We start from the raw sequence: 21584 nt of genomic DNA, 5'->3' as shown, positions 1-21584 counted from the left end.
TTTGAAAGTGTAGGACCCCTGCCAACGGTAGGGGTCCTGCCATTTAAACAGTTATCTTTTTTAAACCTCTCGCCTGCAGCACCGCCATGGTTGCCACCCAGAGTGCTACACCGCTGATCAGCACATAACCGATCATTGAAAGATTGAAGAGCTGCAGCACCACAATGATGAGGCTGCCGGCAACCCACAACGTATCGAGTGTGGTGATCAGCATCACGCGACCCGGACGTTGTGTAGCCCGAACACCTTCAGCAACCACGAGGGCCGCAAAGGCGATCAGGAAAACGCCAACAGCCCAGAAGGGTGCCGGCGCTGAGCTGCCAAACAGGGTAGCAACAAACCGTCCGAAGACAAGGAGGATCAAACCTGTGGCGCCAGAGCTTACGCCGTTGACCAGAAGCACGTTTTTTAAGGATGTCATATATTTATTTTTTAGTGTTTGAATGATGCTTCAAAGGTAGGGTAGGGGTATCGCGCGGCGTTTATCTTTCCGCGCCAATGCCTTACCAATTCACGACAGGCACTACTTTATCCGGAAGCGGTGATGTTACTTTACAGCATGGAGGAATACAGAAAACAATTTGTGCTGAACATGCTGGCCTACGCCGTTCAGCGCTACCTGGCGCCGGATCAATTGTGCCGCATGTCGGGCCTTGATTTTAAGCTGCTGAAAGGGCGGTCAGGTCCGGCCATAACACCGATGCAGCTCAATGACCTGTGGCGCAACGCCGTTCACCTTTCGCATGACGCTGCTTTTGGGCTGCATTTCGGCGAATCGTTGCAGCTGTCGGCCCTGGGTGCTGTCGGGCAGATCATTCAAAGCAGCAGAACAGTGGGGGAGGCGTTGACTTTGGCAGCCCAGTCCATTCATCTTATCACAGACCTCTTTTCGATGAATGTCACGCGGGCAAACAAGATCATCTCCATCCGTTTCATTCCAAACGAGTCGGCATCAGTGGCAAATCCCGACGCCTTCCGGCAGATGATGGAGCTTTTTATGGTCTTCACCATTCACGAGCTCGATGGATTGATCTTCGAAAAAACGGCGCCGGCGAAAGTGAGATTCCCGCTGAATGATTCCGTGGATGTAAAAGAATATGAGCGCGTGCTGCGTTGCAAGCCGAGACATTCGCAGGATGAGTGGGGTATGGAATTCAAAGACGTGTTCTGGGATGAAGCCATCATCACCGCCAACCACGAGCTGCAACGCCTGCTGCTGGAGATGACCCATAGTAGCTCAGTGGCCTCTCAGAAGGAGCCACCGCTGAGTGAACGTATTGTCAATTACCTCACGGCGAATGCATACCTGGGTATTGCCAGCCTCGAAGAGATCGCGGCCAATTTTAATACAAGTGCCCGTACCCTGCAACGCAAGCTCCAGGAAGAAGGTGTAAGCTTTCAGCAGCTTGCCGACTCGGTGCGCAAGACCATAGCGTTGCAATACCTGAGCGCGGGAAATCATCCGCTGAAAGAGGTCTCTTATATTTTAGGATACAATGAGCTCAGTGCCTTTACACGGGCTTTCAAAAGATGGACGGGAACAACGCCGTTCGATTATCAGAAGAATAAACAATAACCAACACTACTTCAGCGGCTGCACCGTGCACGCCATGCCTATAAATTTGCTGTAACGTTTCACAGCGGTGGCGATGGTGCTGTTTTGTTTTGGGCTGAAGGAGGTAAAAGACTTTGTTTCCAGCACAACCTTGTTTTTGTTAACAGTTCTGCGCCAGATGCCTTCTATTCTTCCATTGATCACAATGGAGGAGGTCATAAAATTTCCGATCTTCTTGTAATGTAGCGGATCGATGATGGTGCTTCTTTCCTTGTAAGCGATACCATACTCATCATAGGTGGGTAGCAGGTAGGCCGTTGAAGCACTGATCCTGGGTGCCGCTGCCGAGGGCGACAGCCAATATGGTTCTCCCTCAACGGTTTCGCAGGCAAGCTGATGTTTTACCGACTCAAGGGCGGCAACAGCATCGGCTTTGGTCAGGCCTGCCCACCACATGAAATCCGCGACAGTAGCCGGGCCGTGGCTGGTAAAGTAACGCAGGGCCAGCTCGGCCAGTGCCTCATCTTTATCGGGTACGCTGGCGGGTGGCACCCATTCTTCCAGCAGCGCAAAGGTCTGCTGTTTACCTTTTCTTGCGCCGAAGCAGATGAGACCTTTCTGTGCCAGGTTTCCCAGGATGTGCAGCCCGCGCGTATCCCCCGTAGAGATCTTGTTCCGTTCCAGCACATCGTACATTTCGTCGCGGGTGAGCTGCTTTCCGCCTTCGAGCGCTTTTTCGAACAGCTTCGCGCTTTTTGTAAAATCTTTATTCTCCAGGCCGCTCTGCCTGTATATTCCGGCGGCACGGGTCATTACCCTTGGTGTGAGGTACTTGAGCATCCACCGGATATCTTTCGGGGCAACGAAGTGTAACGTGCCACGCATGGGCCATGTGCGGATGATCGACTTGTCGGCAATAGCCTGTTCGATGTCTGCCTCAACAGCCTTTTTCATCCGCTGGCCAATAGACCACAACGCGCCAAGATAGTCCTGCCCCTGAACAGCACCCAGCCACGACACGACTTCGCCGGCGGTGGCAAATTCAGGTTTGGCAAGCTGCTGGCGGTACAGGCGATGGCGGATGATGTCTTTCATGGTCATGTTTTAAAATTAAACATCAGGCGGCTTTTTGCAATTGTTCTGTCATGCTTTGTTTGGCCATGATCAGGTAAAAATTGTAATCGGTCATCGGTGCATCCGTGAGACCCAGGTTGCGGCCCATGGTCACCATCTGGCCCCGGTGATACGTGCTGTGGTTCATGCAATGTTGAATGAACTCGAACCGCGGGCTGACCGACTCTGCATAAGGGCTTGTAAACACAACTTCTTCAGCGATGGCATCCTCATCCAGGATGTTCACATACGCCGCAAACAGGTAAGACTCTGCGATGAAACCATTCATCAGCTCTTCCAGGGAGCTATCCGGGTTTACCGGTGCCGGCGGAGGGGTTTGCTGTAAAACGGAAAGCCAGAACCGCTGGCAATCCCAGATGTGCAGCAGGGTGGCTTTGAGCGTCGGGAAGCTTGACGGAACGGTCTCCTCCATGACGGCCGAAGGTTTGGATTGCAGCCATTCCACCAGGGTTTTGTTTGCCCAGGCGTTGTAGACCACATAATCCCTGACAAGGGTTCCCAATGTTACCGTTGTTTTTGCAGTTGTGTGTTTCATAGGTGCTGTGTTTGATGATACGAAGAAACAACCACACAGTGACAGCCCTATGTCAGCACAAAAACGAGCGGTAAAATATTTTTTGACTTTTTTTCGGCGATCAATGGAACCAGGACGACAGCTCAAAAACCTGCTTCTTGCTTTGCTGAACATATTGTTCGATGCGAAGCGTTTCAGGCACCTTGTGGTCTATGAACCACTCGGTTTTGTACAGCATCAGCAGCAGATAGATCACGGGGATCGCCGAAAAGATGAACAGCAGCCGGGGCACCGATTTGGGATTGCGCTTGCTGAGCAGCAGGTAAACGTAAGCGGCTACCAGGAAAATAAAGATGGCGATCAGAATATAGATAGGAGGAATGCTCTCGAGCTCGTTCCTGAAATATTTCACACGGTCAACGCCACCCTCTATGATCAGCGGGGCATCTTTGTTTCCTTCAAAGATCACCTGGCCCACAAAACCATCGTCTTTTTCGAGGGCGCTGAAATCGATGTCCAGTGAATTTTCGAGCGTATCGCGGGTCACCTTGATGCCCGAAATATCGCGGGCTGTTTTCAGCATCTTGAAATACAGGATCTCGCTTTTGTCAACCTTGATCTTCAGGGGCGAGTAGATGTTTTCACGTTTGATGGTCTCTTTGCCCTGGTTGAAGAAATAAAAATAGGCAGATACCACATCGGCGTCTACCGTGTCGTGGTTGGGTTTGAGCAATTGTAAAGGTGCCTCTCCCACGTTGGCCTGATCGATGATGACCGTGCGCACGGGATCGACATAAAAAGTGGGCTCCCGTTCCTTATCGCCCACGTATAAAAAGTAATAACCGAAAACGATCGTGATCAGGATAGACAGCACGTTACTGATAATCAGATCCATGACGCGTTGCGACATGCCTTCAGGGGATTTAGATGCAGGTTTCAATGGGGTTGAAAAGTTAGTAAAAGTCAGGGCTTAAAAAAGTGCAGTGTACAAACAAAACCTTCACCGTCTTAATGCTGCTGAAAACATTCTTAATGCCCTGGCCCCACTCCACGTAAGCACGGTTCAAAGACCCAAACCACACTTCAGCGCCCAATGCAACCACGCAAGGCATTTACGTCCCTCGCGTACCTCGTACTTCACTAGCGCGGAAGTTTCTTCCGTGCGCCTTTTAACCCTTCGTTCGACAGCAAACCCTCCCCTGGGAACTTAGTTCCCACACCCAGAACACCCTTGCGTACCTTTCTAAACCTCGTTCCTCCTCCGGACATCATTGTCTGATATCGAACGGTTGTTATTGGTACACTTCCATAAAAAGCCCTTTTTCAGCCTGATTTCTTCGTTTTTGATATGGCAAACAATTTGATCAGCAAAAATGGAAGTAATATCTCTTATAAACTATGAAACGGGCTTACCTGGGCGAATTTGAAGAGCTGGTGCTGCTGACCGTGGCGGTGCTTTCCGCGAATGCGTATGGCGTGGCCATCACCCACGAGATCATCCAGCAAACCGGGCGGTCGGCAAGGCTCAACCAGGTTCATGCGGCCTTGCAACGCCTGGAAGACAAAGGTATGGTGACCTCGAAGATGGGCGATCCCACAGCCGAGCGCGGCGGCAGACGCAAACGTCTTTTCAGCATTTCGGCTTATGGCCAGCAAACGCTGAACGACATCCAGGCAGTGCGCAACCACATGTGGAGCTTATTACCAAATGCGAATTAACATGAAGTCGATATGGCTGTGAGTTATGATCCCAAAGTACGGCCACCCCGTTGGGCCCGCGCGCTGCTGCGTTACTACTGTGCACCCCACCTGCTGGAAGAAGTGCAGGGCGACCTGGACGAAGAGTTCTACTACCAGGTTCAGAAGGCCGGCGCGCGCAGGGCACGGCTCGATTACATCCGCAATGTAATGGGGTTCATGAAACCATTTGCCATCAAACGAAAACCAACCGCTACACCATCCTCACCTATGAATATGAACATGTACAGGCACTACCTCACCGTAGCCATGCGCAACCTGGCGCGTTACAAAGCTTTTTCTGCCATCAACATCACCGGGCTCGCACTGGGCATGACGTGCTGCCTCTTTATTTTTCTTTGGGTGCAGGATGAGAAACGCGTCGATAATTTCCACACGAATGGTGAAACACTTTACAATGTGTATCAGACCATTTATGCCGATGGACAGGTGAACGCAGATTATAGCACGTCATACCGAAACCGCGAGGGGCGTTCACGTATTCTGATCGACGGCGTCAGGCAGGCTGTTCCTGAGATCGAGCACATGAGTTTCTATGCTACAGGGTATGAGCTGCCGTGGGGCCACGCCGAAACCTTCCAGGTGGGAGACAAGCTTTACAAGCTGGAGGGCTCGCGTGCCAGCGAAGATTTTCTGACCATGTTCAGCTATCCGGTGATCGCAGGCAATGCGAAAACTGCGCTGAAAGACCTGAGCAGCATTGCTATCTCGCGCAAGATGGCCGAAATGTTCTTTGATACACCGGAGAAAGCCATCGGCCAGAGCATGCGGTATGAGAACAGGCTTGACCTTGTGGTGACGGCCGTGTTCGAAAATGTGCCGGCACACAGCACGCTGAAGTTCGATTTTCTGCTCAACTGGGAGTCGCACATGACGCGGCTGGAGTGGGCTACCGGCAGCATGCGCACCATGGTGCAGCTTTCCAAAACAGCGGATATCCAAACCGTTGAGACCAAGATGAACCGGTTTCTGCAGGCGCAGCTTGATAAAAAAGAACCCGTTAAGATCCAGCTGGGACTTCAGCCTTACCGTGACCAGTACCTGGTTTCGAATTTTGTAAATGGCAAACCACATGGTGGCCGCATCGAGTACGTGAACATCTTTACCGGCGTGGCCATCTTCATTCTCATCATTGCCTGCATCAATTTTATGAACCTCGCCACGGCGCGTTCGGTGAAACGTGCCAAGGAGGTGGGTGTGCGTAAAGTGGTGGGCTCATCGCGAAGCAGCCTCATCGGGCAGTTTCTGGGAGAGGCCATCGTGCTTTCGTTCCTGGCGCTCATTGTGTCGCTGGCACTGGTACATCTGCTGTTGCCGGCTTTCAATACTTTCACGGGTAAGCAGATCGTATCTCCTATCACATCACTTTCTTCATGGATCATCCTGGCGGCGCTCATGCTCTTCACAGGATTTGTAGCGGGAAGTTATCCGGCGCTGTACCTCTCTTCGCTGAAACCTGCCCGCATCCTGAAAGGTGTGATGAAATTTTCAAACGGCGCATTGTGGTTCAGAAAAGGCCTTGCTGTTTTTCAGTTCGTGATCTCCATCGTGCTGCTGATCGTTACCGTGGTGATCTCGCGCCAGACCAGCTATGTGCAGCATACACACCTGGGCTACAACCGTGAGAACCTCATCTACATCAGGGTGGAAGGTGAGCTGAGCAAATATGACAAGTATCTTGCGTTTAAGGAGCAGGCTTCGCACATGCCCGGCGTTGCCCTGGTAGACCGCAGCAGCGAAGCACCCCACGCCATGGGATTTGTGGTGGATGTTAATGACGGGCAGCGGGAGACCATTGATGACAGCGATGCTATTAAATGGGAAGGCAAGGAGAGAGGCGCCTCCATGGGCTTTAAACCCGTATCGGTAGGATTCGATTTTCTAAAGATCATGAACCTGCAGATCGCGGAAGGACGGGATTTCTCCAGAGACGTGTCAACGGACTCGGCAGATGCATTCATGGTGAACGAGGAGGCGGTGAAACAGATGGGCATGAAAGACCCTATCGGGAAGTGGGTGTCGGCCTGGAATAAAAAAGGACACATCATCGGGGTGCTGAAAAATTATCACACGCACTCCCTTCATGAGCCTATCAAACCGCTGATCGTTGATGTGAAAGAATACGAATATTTCGGCGTGATCATCGCGCGCACAGAACCGGGCAAAACCCGCGAAGCCCTGGCCAGCCTGGAGCAGGTGTACAAGGCAATTAATCCCAATTACCCGTTCGACTACCAGTTCCTGGACCAGGAATATGAAAAACTGTATCGCAACGAAGCTGTTGTGGCCCGGCTCTCCAATGTGTTTGCCGTGCTGGCGATCCTGATCTCGTGCCTGGGATTGTTAGGTCTTGTGATATTCGCCGCGGAGCAGCGCACCAAAGAGATCGGCATCCGCAAAGTGCTGGGTGCCACTGTTGGCAATATTGTAACGTTGCTGTCGAAAGATTTTGTGAAGCTTGTCGCGATCTCGTTCATCATCGCGGCCCCGGTGGGTGGCTTCCTCATGCAACAATGGCTCGATGGTTTTGCCTATAAGATAGACCTGGCCTGGTGGATCTTCGTTTTCGCCGGAGGTGCCGCGTTGCTGGTGGCGTTATTCACCGTGAGCTTCCAGGCGATTGCCGCAGCGCTGACAAATCCGGTGAAGTCGCTGCGCTCTGAGTAGGCGAAGAGTCTACAGTCCACGGACGACGGTCCACGGCATTTGGTAGTACAGTCGACCAGTTACCGATCAGTTTGACTCGTTCACGACTCACACTGTACCTGCTGTGGACTGTGGTCTGTGGACCGTGGACTCTCCGAAACAAAAAATCCTCTGATACAGAGCCGTACCAGAGGATTCTCCACCAATCAAAGATCAGTGCTTACTTAATTTCAAATTGTGCAGTGATCTGCGACTGAAGTTTGATCTTCCTGAAACCGATCTGGCTTTCTTCTGCAGCATCGCCGGCATAGTTCATCCTCACGTTGGCGGCTTTCATTTCCATCATCGGTTGGATGGGGTCTACTTCCCAGTCGCGCACCATTAACGGTTTGCCGATCTCGGCGCCGATGGACTTCAGCAGGGTTTCAGCTTTTGCTTTTGCGGCCTGCAGCGCTTTGGTCTTCAGGTCGAGCTTGATCTTCTCATAATCAGAGTGATAGAGCCGGGTGATGTCTACTAAATCCACTTTCACGGGTTCGAGCTTTTCGAGGAACTTCTCCAGCTCGGCAGCGCTGGTAAGTTTGATCTGGTAAGTTTTTTCACGGAAGGCATCTTTGTCTTTTCTGCCGAACTTGCCGATGCTCGATCCGGCGTCGGCCAGCTCCAGGCGCTTGCGGTCGATGCCGGCATTTTTCAAAGCGTTCAGAAAATCGGCATCCAGCTTTTCAAGTGTGGTCTTCTGACGGTTCTCTTCAAATTCTTTCAGCCTGATCAGGGTATATATTTCGTTGGGCTCGATCTCCAGGTGTGCGGTTCCCGTTACTTCAATAAAATGTTCGCCTTTAAAAACCTCATTCTGTGCCGAAGCGAACAACGGAAGCGCCAGGAATAAAAATGCAATAAGTTTACTTTTCATACAGTTCAAATGGTTTGGTCATTAGACACCAAACACCGGGCCAATCGTTGGAGCAGGATTTGAGGATTTTCAGGATTTTTTTCAGGATGAGGGGAACAGAACAGCAGGATGACGGGATTGGGTGTATGTGACTCAATCCTGTTGATCCGTTAATCCTGTTATATAATCCTGGTTTAATCCTGGTCAAAAAAAGAAAACGGGTCCGAAGGACCCGTTTTCGTTTAAGCGTACAAAGTAGTTGCCAACTTTCTCAGTACAAAATCTTGGCTACGCTGGTGATAACGGCGGCCAGGCGTACGGCTTCGAAGATCCGCTCTTCTTTGCTGCCGAGCTCGATGAGGGAGTGCTCGTGTGATTTAACACACATCTCACAGCCGTTTACGGCGCTCACAGCCAGGCTCATGAGCTCGAAGAACTCTTTTCCGGTCACGGGCCTGCCCATGATATTCATTTTGATGCGGGCCGGTATTTCGTTGTACTTTTCCTTGTTCACGAAATGCCGGAAACGGTAGAACACATTATTGGCGCTGAGCAATGAAGCACAGCCGGTAGCCTCTGCGATCTCTTCTGCAGTGGCGCCTTCAGCCTGGGCATTGCCTTTGAAGAATTCACGAAGCAGGGCGTTGCCGGCATTCACCGCCAGTGACACGCCCAGCAAAGCGATCTCCTTTTTTGAAAGGTGATCGCTCTCAAATGAGTTCTTGAAGTTCAGCTTCAGGTCTGCCAGGTAACGCGACTTCCCTTCCTCCAAAAGATCGAGCGCATCGCTGCGGTAATCTTTACTTACTTTCAGAAACTCCAGGAACTCCTGCGTGGTCTCCGAATATGTTTGCGTTAACTCCATCTAACTTTAAACTTTAAAAAACTTGAAACTTCTAACTTGAAACTTTAAACTTTAAACTTCGAACTAGATCTTGATCGTTTCTTTTCCTTTTTCCCAGTTGCAGGGACACAACTCGTCTGTCTGAAGCGCATCCAGCACACGCAGCACTTCTTTAACATTCCTGCCCACGTTCAGGTCGTTCACGCTTACCCAGCGCACAATGCCCTGAGGGTCAATGATGAAAGTGGCGCGGTAAGCAACTTTTTCGTTGGCTTCCAGCACACCGAGGTCTTCGGCAAGCGACTTGGAAGTATCGGCCAGCATCGGGAATTTCAGGTCGCGCAGGTCGTCGTGATTTTTTCTCCAGGCCAGGTGAACAAATTCTGAGTCGGTTGAAGCACCGATGAGGTTGGTGTTACGATCGCGGAACTCTCCGAAGTTCTTATTGAACTCAGCGATCTCTGTGGGGCACACAAAAGTAAAATCTTTCGGCCACCAGAACATCACGGTCCAACGCCCCTCGTCGTTGACAAGCTCGTCAGACGAGATGTCAAAAAATTCCTTTCCTTTCTCGAGTGATACTACAGCAGCTTTTTTGAATTTCGGAAAAGCTTGTCCTACAGATAAGATACCTTTTGTCATAAGTGGTTAAAAAATGTTTTTCGTGCCGCGAAAATAGAATATTCATTTTATAAATCATATCGATATTGACTATGTATTTATTAATTTTGTCTATTACAACGATTTAACAATTTTCTGCAATCGAATGAACCTTCAGCAACTGGAATATATTGTGGCCCTCGATATTCACCGTAACCACGTGAAAGCCGCGGAGCACTGCCACGTCACGCAACCGACGCTGAGCATGATGGTGAAGAAGCTGGAAGACGAGCTGGGGGTGAAGATCTTTGACCGCAGCCAGCCGCTGAAGCCCACACAGTCGGGCGAGATCATCATCAGCCGGGCGCGGCAGATCCTGCAGGAGGTGAAGAACCTGAAAGAGTTCATCCGCAATGAAAAAGACTCCATCGAAGGTGAGTTCAGGCTCGGGGTGATCCCCACCCTGGCACCATACCTGCTGCCCAGGTTCCTGAACGAGCTGCTGGATAAGAATCCCGGCACCTCTTTCACGGTGCTCGAGCTGCAGACCGAAGACATCATCAAACAGCTGAAGACCAACCGGCTCGACCTGGCCATTCTCGTTACACCGCTGGAAGACAAAGAGATCAGGGAGATCCCCGTATTTTACGAGCCCATTCTGCTGTACACGTCAGAGAACCTGAAATACTTTCAGCAGGAAAAAGTGAACATCAAATCGCTCACCACCGAAAACCTGCTGCTGCTGGAAGAAGGCCATTGCTTCCGTGGCCAGGTGATGAATCTCTGCACCACCAAAGCAAAAAAATCGCATCATCAGCTCAACTACCAAAGCGGCTCGTTCGAAACCCTGAAGGCCATGGTCGATAATAACTATGGCTATACGCTGATCCCCGAGCTCGCCGTGAATGCCAAAAGCAAACACGTAAAACATTTTACGTCACCCGAGCCTGTGCGCGAAGTGAGCCTCGCCGTGCACCAGGGATTTGTCAAAGAAATGCTGCTCATCAAGCTGCGCGAAGCCATCCTCAAGGCCATCCCGCCACACTTCAAAAAGAACGACAAGTACATGCGCGTAAGGTGGAATTGAGTCGTCTGACCACTGACAGGTGCGTTGGCGTGTGCGCAGTGGTCTGACGACTATCCTAAATCTGTGGTCTGTGGATTCAAACTGTAGACATATTCTACACGTTGACTGCCCGCTCATCCTTCGTTAAAAATTTAATCTCCTGACCTACAGCTGTTTTCACCTTCTGCCTGCTGGCCGGCATCGTCATTGTAACAGGCAGCGCAAAACGTTTTAAACCAAACTTAATAACATGAAAAAAGTTATTCTTTCTCTTGTCGTTGTGTTCTTCGCAGCCGGAACTTTCGTTAACGCCACAACCATTAGCACTACCGTTGTTGCCGTGCAACAGGATGACAAAGTGAAGATCAAAACTGAAGAGCTTCCCGAAGCCGTAAAAACTGCCCTTCAGAGCGCCGACTACCAGGGCTGGACGATCAGCGCAGCGTATCACCTGAAATCAGCTGACCAGTATGAAGTGGAGCTGAAGAAAGACGCCGAGACAAAAACCGTAAAGCTTGACAAAGACGGCAAAGAAGTGAAATAAGAGAACACAGGCCTTTGATAGCCGTGCCCGGGTGGTAGGGTGATAAATGCGGCCCGGCTATCACAACTACAAACCTGTAAACGAAAGGGTGCCTCAAAAGGGCACCTTTTTTTATCCCCCAGCTCACGTGGATTTGCACGAGCGGTTACCGGATGGTGACGCCATTTTGTATTTTGATTAAAAAAACATATGAGGTGCTTATCTCCACTGTTCTTCTTTGCGCTCTTCAGTTATGCACAGGCCCAGAGTTCCGCGAAACAAACCATTCCCGATTTTAAAGAGAAGCCCTCCGTGCACTGGACCTTCCGGGTCGCTACCCCCATCATCGCCTCGCCCCTGGTGAGTGATAACCTCGTTTATTTTGGTGCGCTCGACAGCACGTTCTATGCGCTCGATACCCGGTCAGGAAAGATCAGCTGGAAACTGAAGACCCGTGGACAGATCCGCTCGACACCCCTCGTAACAGGCAACATACTGTACCTGAATGGTGGCGACGGAAACCTGTACTGCCTCGATAAGATGACAGGCAAGATCAAATGGACCTTTGCCTCGAACGGTGAAAAGAAATACGATTTTGCGGACTATCACCAGTCTTCTCCCATCCTCTATAATAATACAGTGTATTTCGGCTCGGGCGATGGCAACGTGTATGCCGTGAAGGCTGATAATGGAACGAAGCGCTGGAGCTATCAGACCGGCAACATTGTGCACACAACCCCGGCGATCGATAACAACAAAGTGTTTGTGGGCTCATTTGATGGATACGTGTATGCGCTGGATGTCGCCAGCGGAGCGTTGGTGTGGAAGTTCAAAACTTTAGGCCATCGCTTTTTTCCTGCAGGTGAAGTGCAGGGCTCACCCGTTGTGGCGAAGGGCCTGGTCTTTATCGGTGCGCGCGATTACAATGTTTACGCCATAGATCAGAACAAGGGCTACTGTCATTGGAACAAAGCTTTTACGCGGGGATGGGGCCTAGCCAACACCATTCACGACTCGGTATTGCATATTGGCGGCGCCGATGAACGGGTGCTCATTGCCGCCGTACCCGAGACCGGCAGGGAGTACTGGAAAAAACCGATGGAGTTCCTCATCTTCGGAAGCAATGCCTACAGTGAAAGTATGTTCTATGCAGGCACAACCATCGGCAAGCTGCACGGCATCGATGCCCGGACCGGTGAAAAAGTATGGACCGTAACAACGGAAGGATACAGCAAGAACCGGCTCAAATATTTTAAACCCGATGACGCTTATCGCGATGATATTTACACCATCATCAAATCGAACGAACATTTCCTGGAAGTTGAATACGAGCTTGGTGGCATTTTTTCAACCCCTGCCATCACGCCTGACCTCCTGATCTTCACCACCACGGAAGGCACCGTGTATTGCCTGAGACGTTAAATTCATGTTAGGCAGCAGCGCGACTCTTAGGTACGAAGTACGAATTACGAGGTACGCATAAGGCTGGCTTCGGGCGACCCCTGGCTCCTTACTCCTGGCTCCTGGCTCCTTTTTGCCGCTTCGCGGCCCGAAAAATCCTTAAATTCAACTGTAACCTTTACTTTACCGTCCGGTAACTAACACGAAAATTGACAAAAAACGAGGTCCTGATGACAGACGAATTGATAATGGAGGCCGTAAAGCGTGGAGAGCTTCAACAGGCGACCTTGCTATTTGAGCGGTACCATAAACGCATATTCAATTTTCTAGCCCGCATGACAATGGACAGGGCGCTGGCTGAAGACCTTACCCAGAACGTTTTTTTACGCATCATCAAATACAGAACAAGCTACCGCGAAGGCAATAAGTTTCAATCGTGGATCTACCAGGTAGCGCGGAATGTGTTTTCGGATCACTACCAGGCGAACAAGAACAAGTTCTCGGATTTTGTTGACGTAGAAAAAATAAGCGACCATATGGCTGACCTCGAGGAACATGAAGCGCAGGACGAAAAGGAGAAGCTCCTTCACCAGTCCATGGCAAGGCTCAGCGAAGAACAGCGCGAGCTGCTGGTGCTTACCCGGTTTCAACAAATGAAATACGAAGAGGTTGCCGCCATTATGGACACAACGGTAGCCAATATAAAAGTGAAAGTGCACCGCGCCATCCTCAAGCTGCGGGAGTACTATTTTGAAATGGAAAAGATCTAACGCCCTGAAAGCATAAAAGATATGGAAAAGCAAAAGCTGGAAAGTATGCTCATCGACTACATCGACAACCGCCTCAACACGGTTGATAAACGGGTGGTGGAGCAGGAGCTGGTGAACAACGCAGAATCGTACAAGCTTTATGAAGAGCTGAAGGAAGTGATGCACCTGATGGACAGGTCCGCACGCATCGAGCCGAGCGCAAAACTGCGGGCGGGCTTCGATGACCTGCTGAAAGAAGAAATGACCTCGGCACGCCAGACCAAAACCGTATTCTTCCAGCCAGCCCTGTACCGTGTGGCAGCAGCTGTGGCGTTGCTGATCCTGGGCGGTGGCATCGGGTTCTGGATCAGCCACCAGCGTGAAGAAAGACAACTGGCAGAGAGAGAAAGACTGGAAGCATTGGAAAAACAGATGCAGATCACGCAGCAGATGATGGCCATGCTTCAGAACGGCCAGTCGGCAAGCCAGCGGATCCAGGGTGTGAATGTAGCCGTCAGCATGGGCAAAGCCGACGACGAGATCGTGAACGCGCTGGTAAAAACCATGAACGAAGACCCCAACTCGAACGTGAGGCTCGCAGCTCTCGATGCGCTCAGCAAGTTTTCGGATGACGCTGCCGTGAGAAAAGCGTTGGTGACTTCGCTGCAAAAACAAAAAGACCCAGTGGTGCAGATCAGCCTGATCCAGCTGCTGGTGAAGATGAAGGAAAAAAGTGTGGTGAACGACCTCAGGAAGATCGTGGATGACGAGAAGACCATGCAGGCCGTAAAGGACGAAGCATACTCAGGAATATTGAGACTTTCATGAAGGAAATAAATATAGGTTAGGTTTTAAGTAACAAATCAAAGAAAGGAAATGAAAAACAAGAAAATAATAACAGGGATCGTGTTGCTGCTGATAGCGGGGTGTGTTCAGGCCCAGGAGTTCAAGGTAGCCAAAAACTCCGGCAGGCTGGAGCTCTATGTAGGCAAGGTAACCGTGGAAGGTTATGACGGCAACGAGATCATCTTCTCAAGCAAGGATGGCGGAAAAGATAGAGACGAACGTGCTGAAGGCCTGCGGTCAGTCAATAGCCTGGGGCTTAGCGATAACACCGGCCTCGGCATCAACGTGACTGATAAAGGCAACGTTGTGGAAGTGCGGCAATTGAAAAAGACAAACGCACCCAACATCAGGGTGCAGGTTCCCAAAGGTGTTATTGTATCGTTCACCCACGAATCGCAATACGGCGGCGAAGCAGTGTTCAAGAACCTGACGAACGAAATAGAAGTGTCGGCACAGTACAACAGCATCGAGCTCGATAATGTTACAGGCCCGCTCACCGTCAAAACCATCTACGGTCATGTGGAAGCCACGTTCAGCTCCACCATCAAAGATCCCATCTCCATCGTTTCGGTTTACGGTTATGTGGATGTTACACTTCCGCAGGCAACCAAAGCCGACCTCAAGCTGAGCACATCATACGGAGAGATCTTTGTGGCGCCTGAGTTCGATATCAAGATAGAAGCCACCGGTGGCATGGTCCACTACAGCGACAAGGTTGTCGGCAAGATCAACGGTGGTGGTATCAATATCGACCTCGCCTGCAACTATGGGAAGGTTTATCTCAGAAAGAAATAGTGCGAAGAGCCAACAAAATTAAATCAGATCACAATCGTAAACGACATAAGTAATGAAAAAGAAATTGTTAATGGTGGTACTCGGCGCAATGATCTCCGGTATCGTCTGTGCGCAGGATTACAAGGTTTCGAAAAGCTCGGGAACATTGGACATCAGGGAAGTGAATGACGTTTCAGTAGAAGGGTATGATGGCAACGAGATCATCTTCAGCGCCAGGGGAAACGATCGCTCGAGCGATGAACGCGCCCAGGGATTGCGTGCTGTCAGCAGCCTGGGACTGGAAGACAATACAGGTCTCGGCCTGTCAGTGGTAGACAAAGGGCAGGTGATAGAGGTCCGCCAGCTGAAGAAAATGGGTGGACCGGATGTTACGATCAAAGTTCCAAAGGGTGTCAAGGTATTTTATTCACACAATTCACCTCATGGCAGTGAAGTGCAGTTCCGGAATGTTGAAGGCGAGATCGAAGTTTCTACTGTCCATAGCGGCGTCAGGCTGACGAATGTGACCGGGCCGATGGAAGTGAAAACAGTGCATGGTGGAATTGAAGCGGTGCTGGGTGCTGCGTTGAAAAACCCGGTGTCGATCCAGTCGGTTCACGGCCATGTGGACGTAGCCCTTCCGGTAACAACGAAGGCAAACCTGAAACTGGCTTCTTCGCACGGCGAGATCCTCGTAGACCCCGATTTCAAGATCGAGATCGAACGTACCGGTGACCTGGTAAGGTACAGTGACAAGGTGAACGGCAAGATCAATGGCGGCGGCATCAACATCACACTGTCAGCTTCGCACGATAACGTATACCTGAGAAAAATGAAATGATCTCTGCTGTAGATCTCCGGCTCCTGGTCTCGGTAATACTCAATGATTAGGATTCGGAGATCACAGATCTGAAATCGAAACGATAAAATATCTGCTATGAAAATAACAATAGCCATATTGATCATTGCGATGACAAGTCCCGTCAAGGATTTTGCGCAGACGCAGCTCAACAAAACGATCCCGGTCCAGCCAGGCCAGAAGATCAACATGCACTTCGATTATCCTGAGCTGGTGCAGGTAAGCACGTGGGACAGGAACGAGATCTCGGTTCAGGGCACGGTGAGCATCAACGGCGGCGAGAACGATGATGCCTTCATCTTTGAAAACGCGGTGAACGGAAATGTGATCGATCTTCGCTCCTTCATTAAAGACCTGAAGAACCTGCCGCAGCGGATCACCATTATGCGCGATGGCCAGAAGATCATGTTCAGGACCAAAGCCGACCTTAAAAAATACCAGGAAGAACATGGTGGAGGCTATAATACCATGTCGTGGGGCGCTGACATTGACATTAAGCTGGAGATCAAGGTTCCGAAGAACATAGAGACCCGTGTTGAATCGGTCTATGGCATGGTGGAGATCAAGAACTTCAATGGCCCGTTAACCGTGGAGGCAACCTACGGCGGTGTTGATGCCGCGCTGGCTGAGCGTGCCGCAGGCGAAGTCATTGCCGAAACCAACTACGGCGAGATCTATACCAACTTCGACACAAAATTCTCGGGCGGTGGTTTTAAGGAAAGGGATTTTCACACCTACGTTACAGCCAAGCCCGGCAGCGGTCCGAAGTATACCTTTGAGTCGAAATACGGCAACGTTTATATCAGAAAAGCCGGTCAGTAATATCAGGGTAGAGCGTTAGTTGACAACGCTTCTTTGAAGCCTGCAGGTAAACCTTGCGGGCTTTTTTTTGTGGGGCAGGCATAAGTGGCTTTGTTTTAGACACTTCAAACCATTGCGATGGACTAACCAAAATTTCTCAAAACTTTTTTTACCAAACAGTTGCACGTTACAAATTTGTAATGTTACATTTGTCTATAGATTTAGTAGACAAATCAATTAGCCACCAAATTGATTTTATAAAGAAGAAGGGAGAGAATAGGCTCGATGATCTTCTAGCAACCTGTTTCCACCAGACAAGGTGCTAAGTCCTACCAAATAAATTTTTGGGACTATAAAATTTTAAACAATGAAAACGAAATTTTTTTCGGGCCTGATGGCTCACATGAAACAATGCAATAACGTCAACCCTCAGCACGCTTGCTGTTGCTGTATGCCTTCTGCTGATGAAGGTTGTTGACGGATGGTGCCGCGTTCCCTCGTGCGGCGAGTAACAACTACATGGCTTTCGGATGCATCGATCTTGTTGATCTTGGTGGAATTTCAATAAGATAAGATGCATTCCGTAGCCGCCTAATTACAATTCCCAAATATTTTACAATTACTGACTTGACCATGAAATCATTCATTTCATTTATACTCATTTATTTTCTGCTGCTCACGGCAACATCGCTTTTTGCGCAGCAGGCCCCCGACAAAAAAGTAGTGATCACCGGCGTACGGTTTGCCTATCCGCTGGTACAGCAATGGATCGCCGAATACAAGGAAGCGAATCCCTCTGTGGAAGTTGTGATCGACTCACGTACTGCTACAGATCCCGCGCACTATGATCTGCTCATCGAAGCTTACGAGCCCGAGAAGGAAGTGAAGGAAGAACGCGAGTACCTCTACCTGGCAAGGTATGCATTGCTGCCGGTAGCCAACGCAGGGTCGGAGTTCGCCAAAACTTTCACAGAGAAGGGATTGACCAAAGACCTGATCAAACAGATCTATTTTCACGACATCTATGCAGACAAGGAAAAACAGCAGGAGATCAAAGCACCTTACACGGTGTACACCAGGCTTCAGAAAGCAGGTGCTCCTGTCACGTTTGCAAAGTATTTCGGATTTGAGCAGCAGCAGATCACCGGCAAAGCCATCGCCGGCGCCGATGAGCACCTGATCAAGGCGCTGCTGAAAGATCCTACAGGAATCTCGTACAGCTACCCGGGACTGATCTACGACCTCACATCGCGCAAGGCGCTTCCGGGACTCGCCGTGCTGCCAGTGGATGCCGACAACAACGGCCGTGTTTCACAGGATGAGCGCTTCTACGCCACCCTCGACGATGCCATCAGCGCCATTGAAGATCAGAAAACGGAGAACATTCCCGTGGAATACATCCACATCTCCCTGCGCAAGCACAACTACAAACCCGAAGCGCTGAAGTTCCTGCTGTGGGTCATTTACAATGCGCAGGATGATCTGCATCACTATGGCTTTCTCAAACCCGAACAGAAACGTTTTGAGAATGAAAAACAAAAATTTGAACAACTCGCCTCGAAGTAAAACCTATGAAAAAACTGTTACTGATCTTAGTATTTAAAGTATCGATCATATTCTCTGTTGCGGCCCAGGAAAATGTAAAGGGTATCGTGAAGGATGACACCGGCGCACCGGTGCCTGGCGCTACCGTTGCTGTAAAAGGCACCGCGAGCTTCGCCGTAACAGATGCCGACGGACAATTTGTGCTGGCATCGGCGAAAGAATTTCCTTTCTCCATCCAGGTGAACCTTGTGGGTTTTAGGCCGCAGGAAGTAGAAATATATGAGCTGCTGGGCGATCCCCTGGAAGTAACGCTGAAGACTGACAACCTGCTCGATGAAGTGGTTGTGGTGGGATACGGAACGCAGGAACGTAAGAACCTCATCGGCTCCGTTACCAAAGTAGATCCCGCCGCAATAAAAACGATCGCCGCAGGAAGCTTCGACGCGCAGCTCCAGGGAAAAGTTTCAGGTGTTCAGATCTCGAGCAACACAGGTGTGCCCGGTGAAGTGGTCAACGTGCGTGTTCGTGGTGCTACGTCTATTAACGCTGACAACGACCCGCTTTATGTCATTGACGGTGTGTTCATCAACGGCAACAGCCTGCAAACCATCAGCACGGGCGGTAAGGCAACGTCTCCCATCGCAGACATCAACCCGGCTGACATTGAAAGTATCGAGGTTTTGAAAGATGCGGAAGCCACCGCGTTGTATGGCTCACGGGGCGCGAACGGCGTGGTGATCATCACTACCAAACGTGGAACGTATGAGCAGAAGCCCACCGTCAATTTCAACGCCTCTTACGGATGGGCAAAGGCCGCGAAGCTCTGGGACCTGGCAACCGGTCCTGAGCATGCTCAGCTGGTGAATGAATGGTGGATCAATACAGGCATCGACAACCCGGCGCTGAACAGGACCTTTGCCAATCGTCCGTTCAGACCAGTGAGCGAGGTGATCAACGGCGAGGCTGGTCGCGGATTACCGGAAGAACAGCAAACCTATGACCGGTTGAGTCAGGTCTTCAGGACTGCTGTGTCGCAGAACTACGACCTCTCCTTATCCGGTGGTACAACCAACACCAAGTATTACATCGGTGGTGGATACAACAAGCAGGAGTCCATTCTGAGGCCCATCGAATTTGAGCGGGGAAGCTTCAAGCTCAACCTGGACCAGAAGATCAACGACAAGATCCAGGTAGGTACCAGCAACACGGTGACGAGAACTTTCAGGAACCAGGCCCGTGCCGGCGATGGCCCGCGGGGAGGATTGTTACAGGCAGCGCTTCACACGCCAACGTACCTCTCGCCTTATAACGAGGAGGGTGTGCTGGTGGGCCGCGCAGGTTTCGACAACGTGGAGCTGCTCCTTGAAAATTATGATGTAAGCTCCGTGAGCCTGCGGTACATCGCCAACCTTTATGGCGAGGCGGAGCTGTTGCCCGGACTTACCTTCCGCACCAGCTTTGGCGTAGACTACAATAACTATGATGAGAAAGAATACTGGAATACATTCCTGCTCGAAGGCGCACAAGGTGGACTGGCCACTTCAAGCGTGAGCCAGTTCTCATCGTTGCTGAACGAGCAAACGCTCGCATACAAAAAGGATCTCGGCAAACACACTTTCGGTATCCTGATCGGCAACACGCTGCAGAGCGACGTGCTCACCCGTACGTATGCTGAAGGCAGGGGCTTTGCGAGCAACGACCTGAAAACCATTTCATCGGCTGCGAGCTCCACCAGCACCCAGAGCTGGTCTAAGAGCAACCTGGCTTCATTCTTCTCGAAGATCAACTACAGCTTCAATGACCGTTACCTGATCGATGCCAGCCTGCGTGCAGACGGATCTTCGCGGTTCGGCGCAGAGAACAAGTGGGGTTATTTTCCTTCTGTAGGCGCTGCGTGGCGTGCCAAGCAGGAAAGCTTTCTGAAAGATGTTGACCTGATCACCGACCTGAAGCTCCGCGCCAGCGTAGGGCTTACCGGAAACCAGAATGGCATTGGCAACTTTGCCGCGCAGGGCCTTTGGTCTGGCAGCGCGCCGTATCAGAACAGCCCCGGCATCTCACCGCAGCAGCTTTCGAATCCCGATCTGAAATGGGAGACCACGAAGCAGTTCAACATCGGTGTGGATGTGGCCGTGCTGAAAGACAGGGTTGCCCTGGAGTTCAATTACTACGACAAGTATACTACCAACGGTTTGCTGCTGGTGGCCATCCCTTCAAAGACGGGCTTCAGCAATTATTGGAAGAATGGTGCCGAGATCAGCAACAAGGGTTTCGAGTTCACGCTGAATACGGTCAACATTTCGAATAATGATCTCTCGTGGACCACGAGCCTGAACATTTCGCGCAACGTCAACAACATCGAAAAGCTGGAGGATCCTCTCCGCTATGGAAGCAGGGACCTGATCCTGCAGCAGCAAGGATCTCCCCTGTATTCCTTCTGGGTTTACAAAGAGCGCGGCGTAGATCCGCAGACGGGAAATGTGATCTACGACGAAGTGGTGGAAGATGGCAAGATCACTACGGATGACCGTCAGATCTATGGCAGCATCTGGCCCGATTTCTTCGGAGGCATTACCAACAACGTCAACTACAAAGGTTTCGACCTCGGTGTATTCTTCGCTTTCTCGTACGGCAACGAGGTGTACAATCACAACCGTTTCTTTGGTGAAGGTGGTGGTGCCCGCGATGCCGCGCGTGTGATCTTCAAATCGAACGTGGCCCGCTGGCAGCAGCCCGGTGACATCACCAATGTGCCCCGCCCCGATGGCGTTAACGTGAACAACTATCGCGATGGCGGCAGCCGCTGGCTCGAAGACGGGTCTTTCCTGCGCCTGCGCTCACTTACCCTGGGCTACACGCTGCCATCACAGCTTACGCAACGCCTCAACGTTTCATCGCTGCGATTGTACCTGGCCGGAACCAACCTGTTGCTGTTCACGAACTACACAGGCCTCGATCCCGAATCAGCTTCCAGCAGCGGCCAGAACGAACAGGGCATAGACCTGGGCACGCCACCACAGCCGCGCAGCCTGCAGGTAGGTGTCAACATCTCATTATAAATTTTAAAAGCACAG

The 21584-nt window shown here is 50.8% G+C and carries 20 protein-coding genes and 1 riboswitch; of the genes, 13 read left to right on the top strand and 7 right to left on the bottom strand.

Annotation, left to right across the window (positions count from 1 at the left end):
• Positions 1–43 precede the first annotated feature (43 nt).
• The gene (locus KK083_RS04715; RefSeq protein ID WP_254161203.1) at positions 44–421 is read right to left on the bottom strand and encodes a hypothetical protein; all 378 of its coding nucleotides are present in this window, start codon (positions 419–421) and stop codon (positions 44–46) included.
• 138 nt (positions 422–559) lie between these two features.
• Here KK083_RS04715 and KK083_RS04710 point away from each other — a divergent pair, with 138 nt between their 5' ends.
• The gene (locus KK083_RS04710; RefSeq protein ID WP_254161202.1) at positions 560–1576 is read left to right on the top strand and encodes an AraC family transcriptional regulator; all 1017 of its coding nucleotides are present in this window, start codon (positions 560–562) and stop codon (positions 1574–1576) included.
• A gap of 6 nt (positions 1577–1582) precedes the next feature.
• On the opposite strand, the gene KK083_RS04705 is transcribed toward KK083_RS04710, so the two are convergent.
• From KK083_RS04705 to KK083_RS04695, 3 genes are all read right to left on the bottom strand, one after another.
• A complete protein-coding gene (locus tag KK083_RS04705) occupies positions 1583–2650 on the bottom strand; it encodes a winged helix DNA-binding domain-containing protein (RefSeq protein ID WP_254161200.1) in 1068 nt (355 codons plus the stop codon).
• Between the two features lie 22 nt (positions 2651–2672).
• On the bottom strand, positions 2673–3224 hold the full coding sequence (locus KK083_RS04700; RefSeq protein WP_254161198.1) for a DinB family protein: 552 nt from the start codon (positions 3222–3224) through the stop codon (positions 2673–2675).
• A 100-nt stretch (positions 3225–3324) separates the two neighbouring features.
• Positions 3325–4113 (bottom strand): hypothetical protein, encoded by a 789-nt coding sequence (locus tag KK083_RS04695; RefSeq protein WP_254161196.1) that lies wholly within the window; start codon positions 4111–4113, stop codon positions 3325–3327.
• Between the two features lie 488 nt (positions 4114–4601).
• Here KK083_RS04695 and KK083_RS04690 point away from each other — a divergent pair, with 488 nt between their 5' ends.
• On the top strand, positions 4602–4922 hold the full coding sequence (locus tag KK083_RS04690) for a PadR family transcriptional regulator (protein WP_254161194.1): 321 nt from the start codon (positions 4602–4604) through the stop codon (positions 4920–4922).
• A gap of 12 nt (positions 4923–4934) precedes the next feature.
• Positions 4935–7628, top strand: a complete 2694-nt coding sequence (locus KK083_RS04685; protein WP_254161192.1) for an ABC transporter permease — start codon at positions 4935–4937, stop codon at positions 7626–7628.
• A 199-nt stretch (positions 7629–7827) separates the two neighbouring features.
• On the opposite strand, the gene KK083_RS04680 is transcribed toward KK083_RS04685, so the two are convergent.
• The 3 genes from KK083_RS04680 to KK083_RS04670 all read right to left on the bottom strand — a co-directional run bounded on the left by KK083_RS04680 (position 7828) and on the right by KK083_RS04670 (position 9988).
• The gene (locus tag KK083_RS04680; protein WP_254161190.1) at positions 7828–8523 is read right to left on the bottom strand and encodes an SIMPL domain-containing protein; all 696 of its coding nucleotides are present in this window, start codon (positions 8521–8523) and stop codon (positions 7828–7830) included.
• 250 nt (positions 8524–8773) lie between these two features.
• Positions 8774–9367, bottom strand: a complete 594-nt coding sequence (locus KK083_RS04675) for a carboxymuconolactone decarboxylase family protein (RefSeq protein ID WP_254161188.1) — start codon at positions 9365–9367, stop codon at positions 8774–8776.
• A 63-nt stretch (positions 9368–9430) separates the two neighbouring features.
• Positions 9431–9988, bottom strand: a complete 558-nt coding sequence (locus KK083_RS04670) for a peroxiredoxin (protein WP_254161186.1) — start codon at positions 9986–9988, stop codon at positions 9431–9433.
• 124 nt (positions 9989–10112) lie between these two features.
• On the opposite strand from KK083_RS04670, the gene KK083_RS04665 reads away from it, so the two are divergent.
• The 10 genes from KK083_RS04665 to KK083_RS04620 all read left to right on the top strand — a co-directional run bounded on the left by KK083_RS04665 (position 10113) and on the right by KK083_RS04620 (position 21569).
• Complete coding sequence (locus KK083_RS04665; RefSeq protein WP_254161184.1) at positions 10113–11033, top strand: LysR substrate-binding domain-containing protein; 921 nt, start codon at positions 10113–10115, stop codon at positions 11031–11033.
• Between the two features lie 229 nt (positions 11034–11262).
• A complete protein-coding gene (locus KK083_RS04660) occupies positions 11263–11556 on the top strand; it encodes a hypothetical protein (RefSeq protein ID WP_254161182.1) in 294 nt (97 codons plus the stop codon).
• 189 nt (positions 11557–11745) lie between these two features.
• Positions 11746–12957 carry an outer membrane protein assembly factor BamB family protein gene (locus KK083_RS04655; protein WP_254161180.1) on the top strand — a complete coding sequence of 404 codons (1212 nt, stop codon included), beginning with the start codon at positions 11746–11748 and terminating at the stop codon, positions 12955–12957.
• Positions 12958–13166: 209 nt separating this feature from the next.
• Entirely contained in the window at positions 13167–13706 is a 540-nt protein-coding gene (locus tag KK083_RS04650) for an RNA polymerase sigma factor (RefSeq protein WP_254161178.1), read from the top strand.
• A gap of 21 nt (positions 13707–13727) precedes the next feature.
• Complete coding sequence (locus tag KK083_RS04645; RefSeq protein ID WP_254161176.1) at positions 13728–14513, top strand: HEAT repeat domain-containing protein; 786 nt, start codon at positions 13728–13730, stop codon at positions 14511–14513.
• Between the two features lie 48 nt (positions 14514–14561).
• On the top strand, positions 14562–15326 hold the full coding sequence (locus KK083_RS04640) for a DUF4097 family beta strand repeat-containing protein (protein WP_254161174.1): 765 nt from the start codon (positions 14562–14564) through the stop codon (positions 15324–15326).
• 52 nt (positions 15327–15378) lie between these two features.
• On the top strand, positions 15379–16146 hold the full coding sequence (locus tag KK083_RS04635; RefSeq protein ID WP_254161172.1) for a DUF4097 family beta strand repeat-containing protein: 768 nt from the start codon (positions 15379–15381) through the stop codon (positions 16144–16146).
• A 96-nt stretch (positions 16147–16242) separates the two neighbouring features.
• Positions 16243–16986, top strand: a complete 744-nt coding sequence (locus KK083_RS04630; protein WP_254161170.1) for a DUF4097 family beta strand repeat-containing protein — start codon at positions 16243–16245, stop codon at positions 16984–16986.
• 231 nt (positions 16987–17217) lie between these two features.
• Positions 17218–17324, top strand: a riboswitch (SAM riboswitch).
• Between the two features lie 274 nt (positions 17325–17598).
• Positions 17599–18531, top strand: coding sequence for a hypothetical protein (locus tag KK083_RS04625; protein ID WP_254161168.1), 933 nt, complete (start codon positions 17599–17601; stop codon positions 18529–18531).
• Positions 18532–18536: 5 nt separating this feature from the next.
• Positions 18537–21569, top strand: a complete 3033-nt coding sequence (locus tag KK083_RS04620; RefSeq protein ID WP_254161166.1) for a SusC/RagA family TonB-linked outer membrane protein — start codon at positions 18537–18539, stop codon at positions 21567–21569.
• The last annotated feature ends 15 nt before the right edge of the window (positions 21570–21584 follow it).

The sequence above is a fragment of the Chryseosolibacter histidinae genome (genome assembly GCF_018598225.1).
GTDB lineage: Bacteria > Bacteroidota > Bacteroidia > Cytophagales > Cyclobacteriaceae > Chryseosolibacter > Chryseosolibacter histidini.
This window is presented reverse-complemented; position numbering and strand designations above follow the sequence as displayed.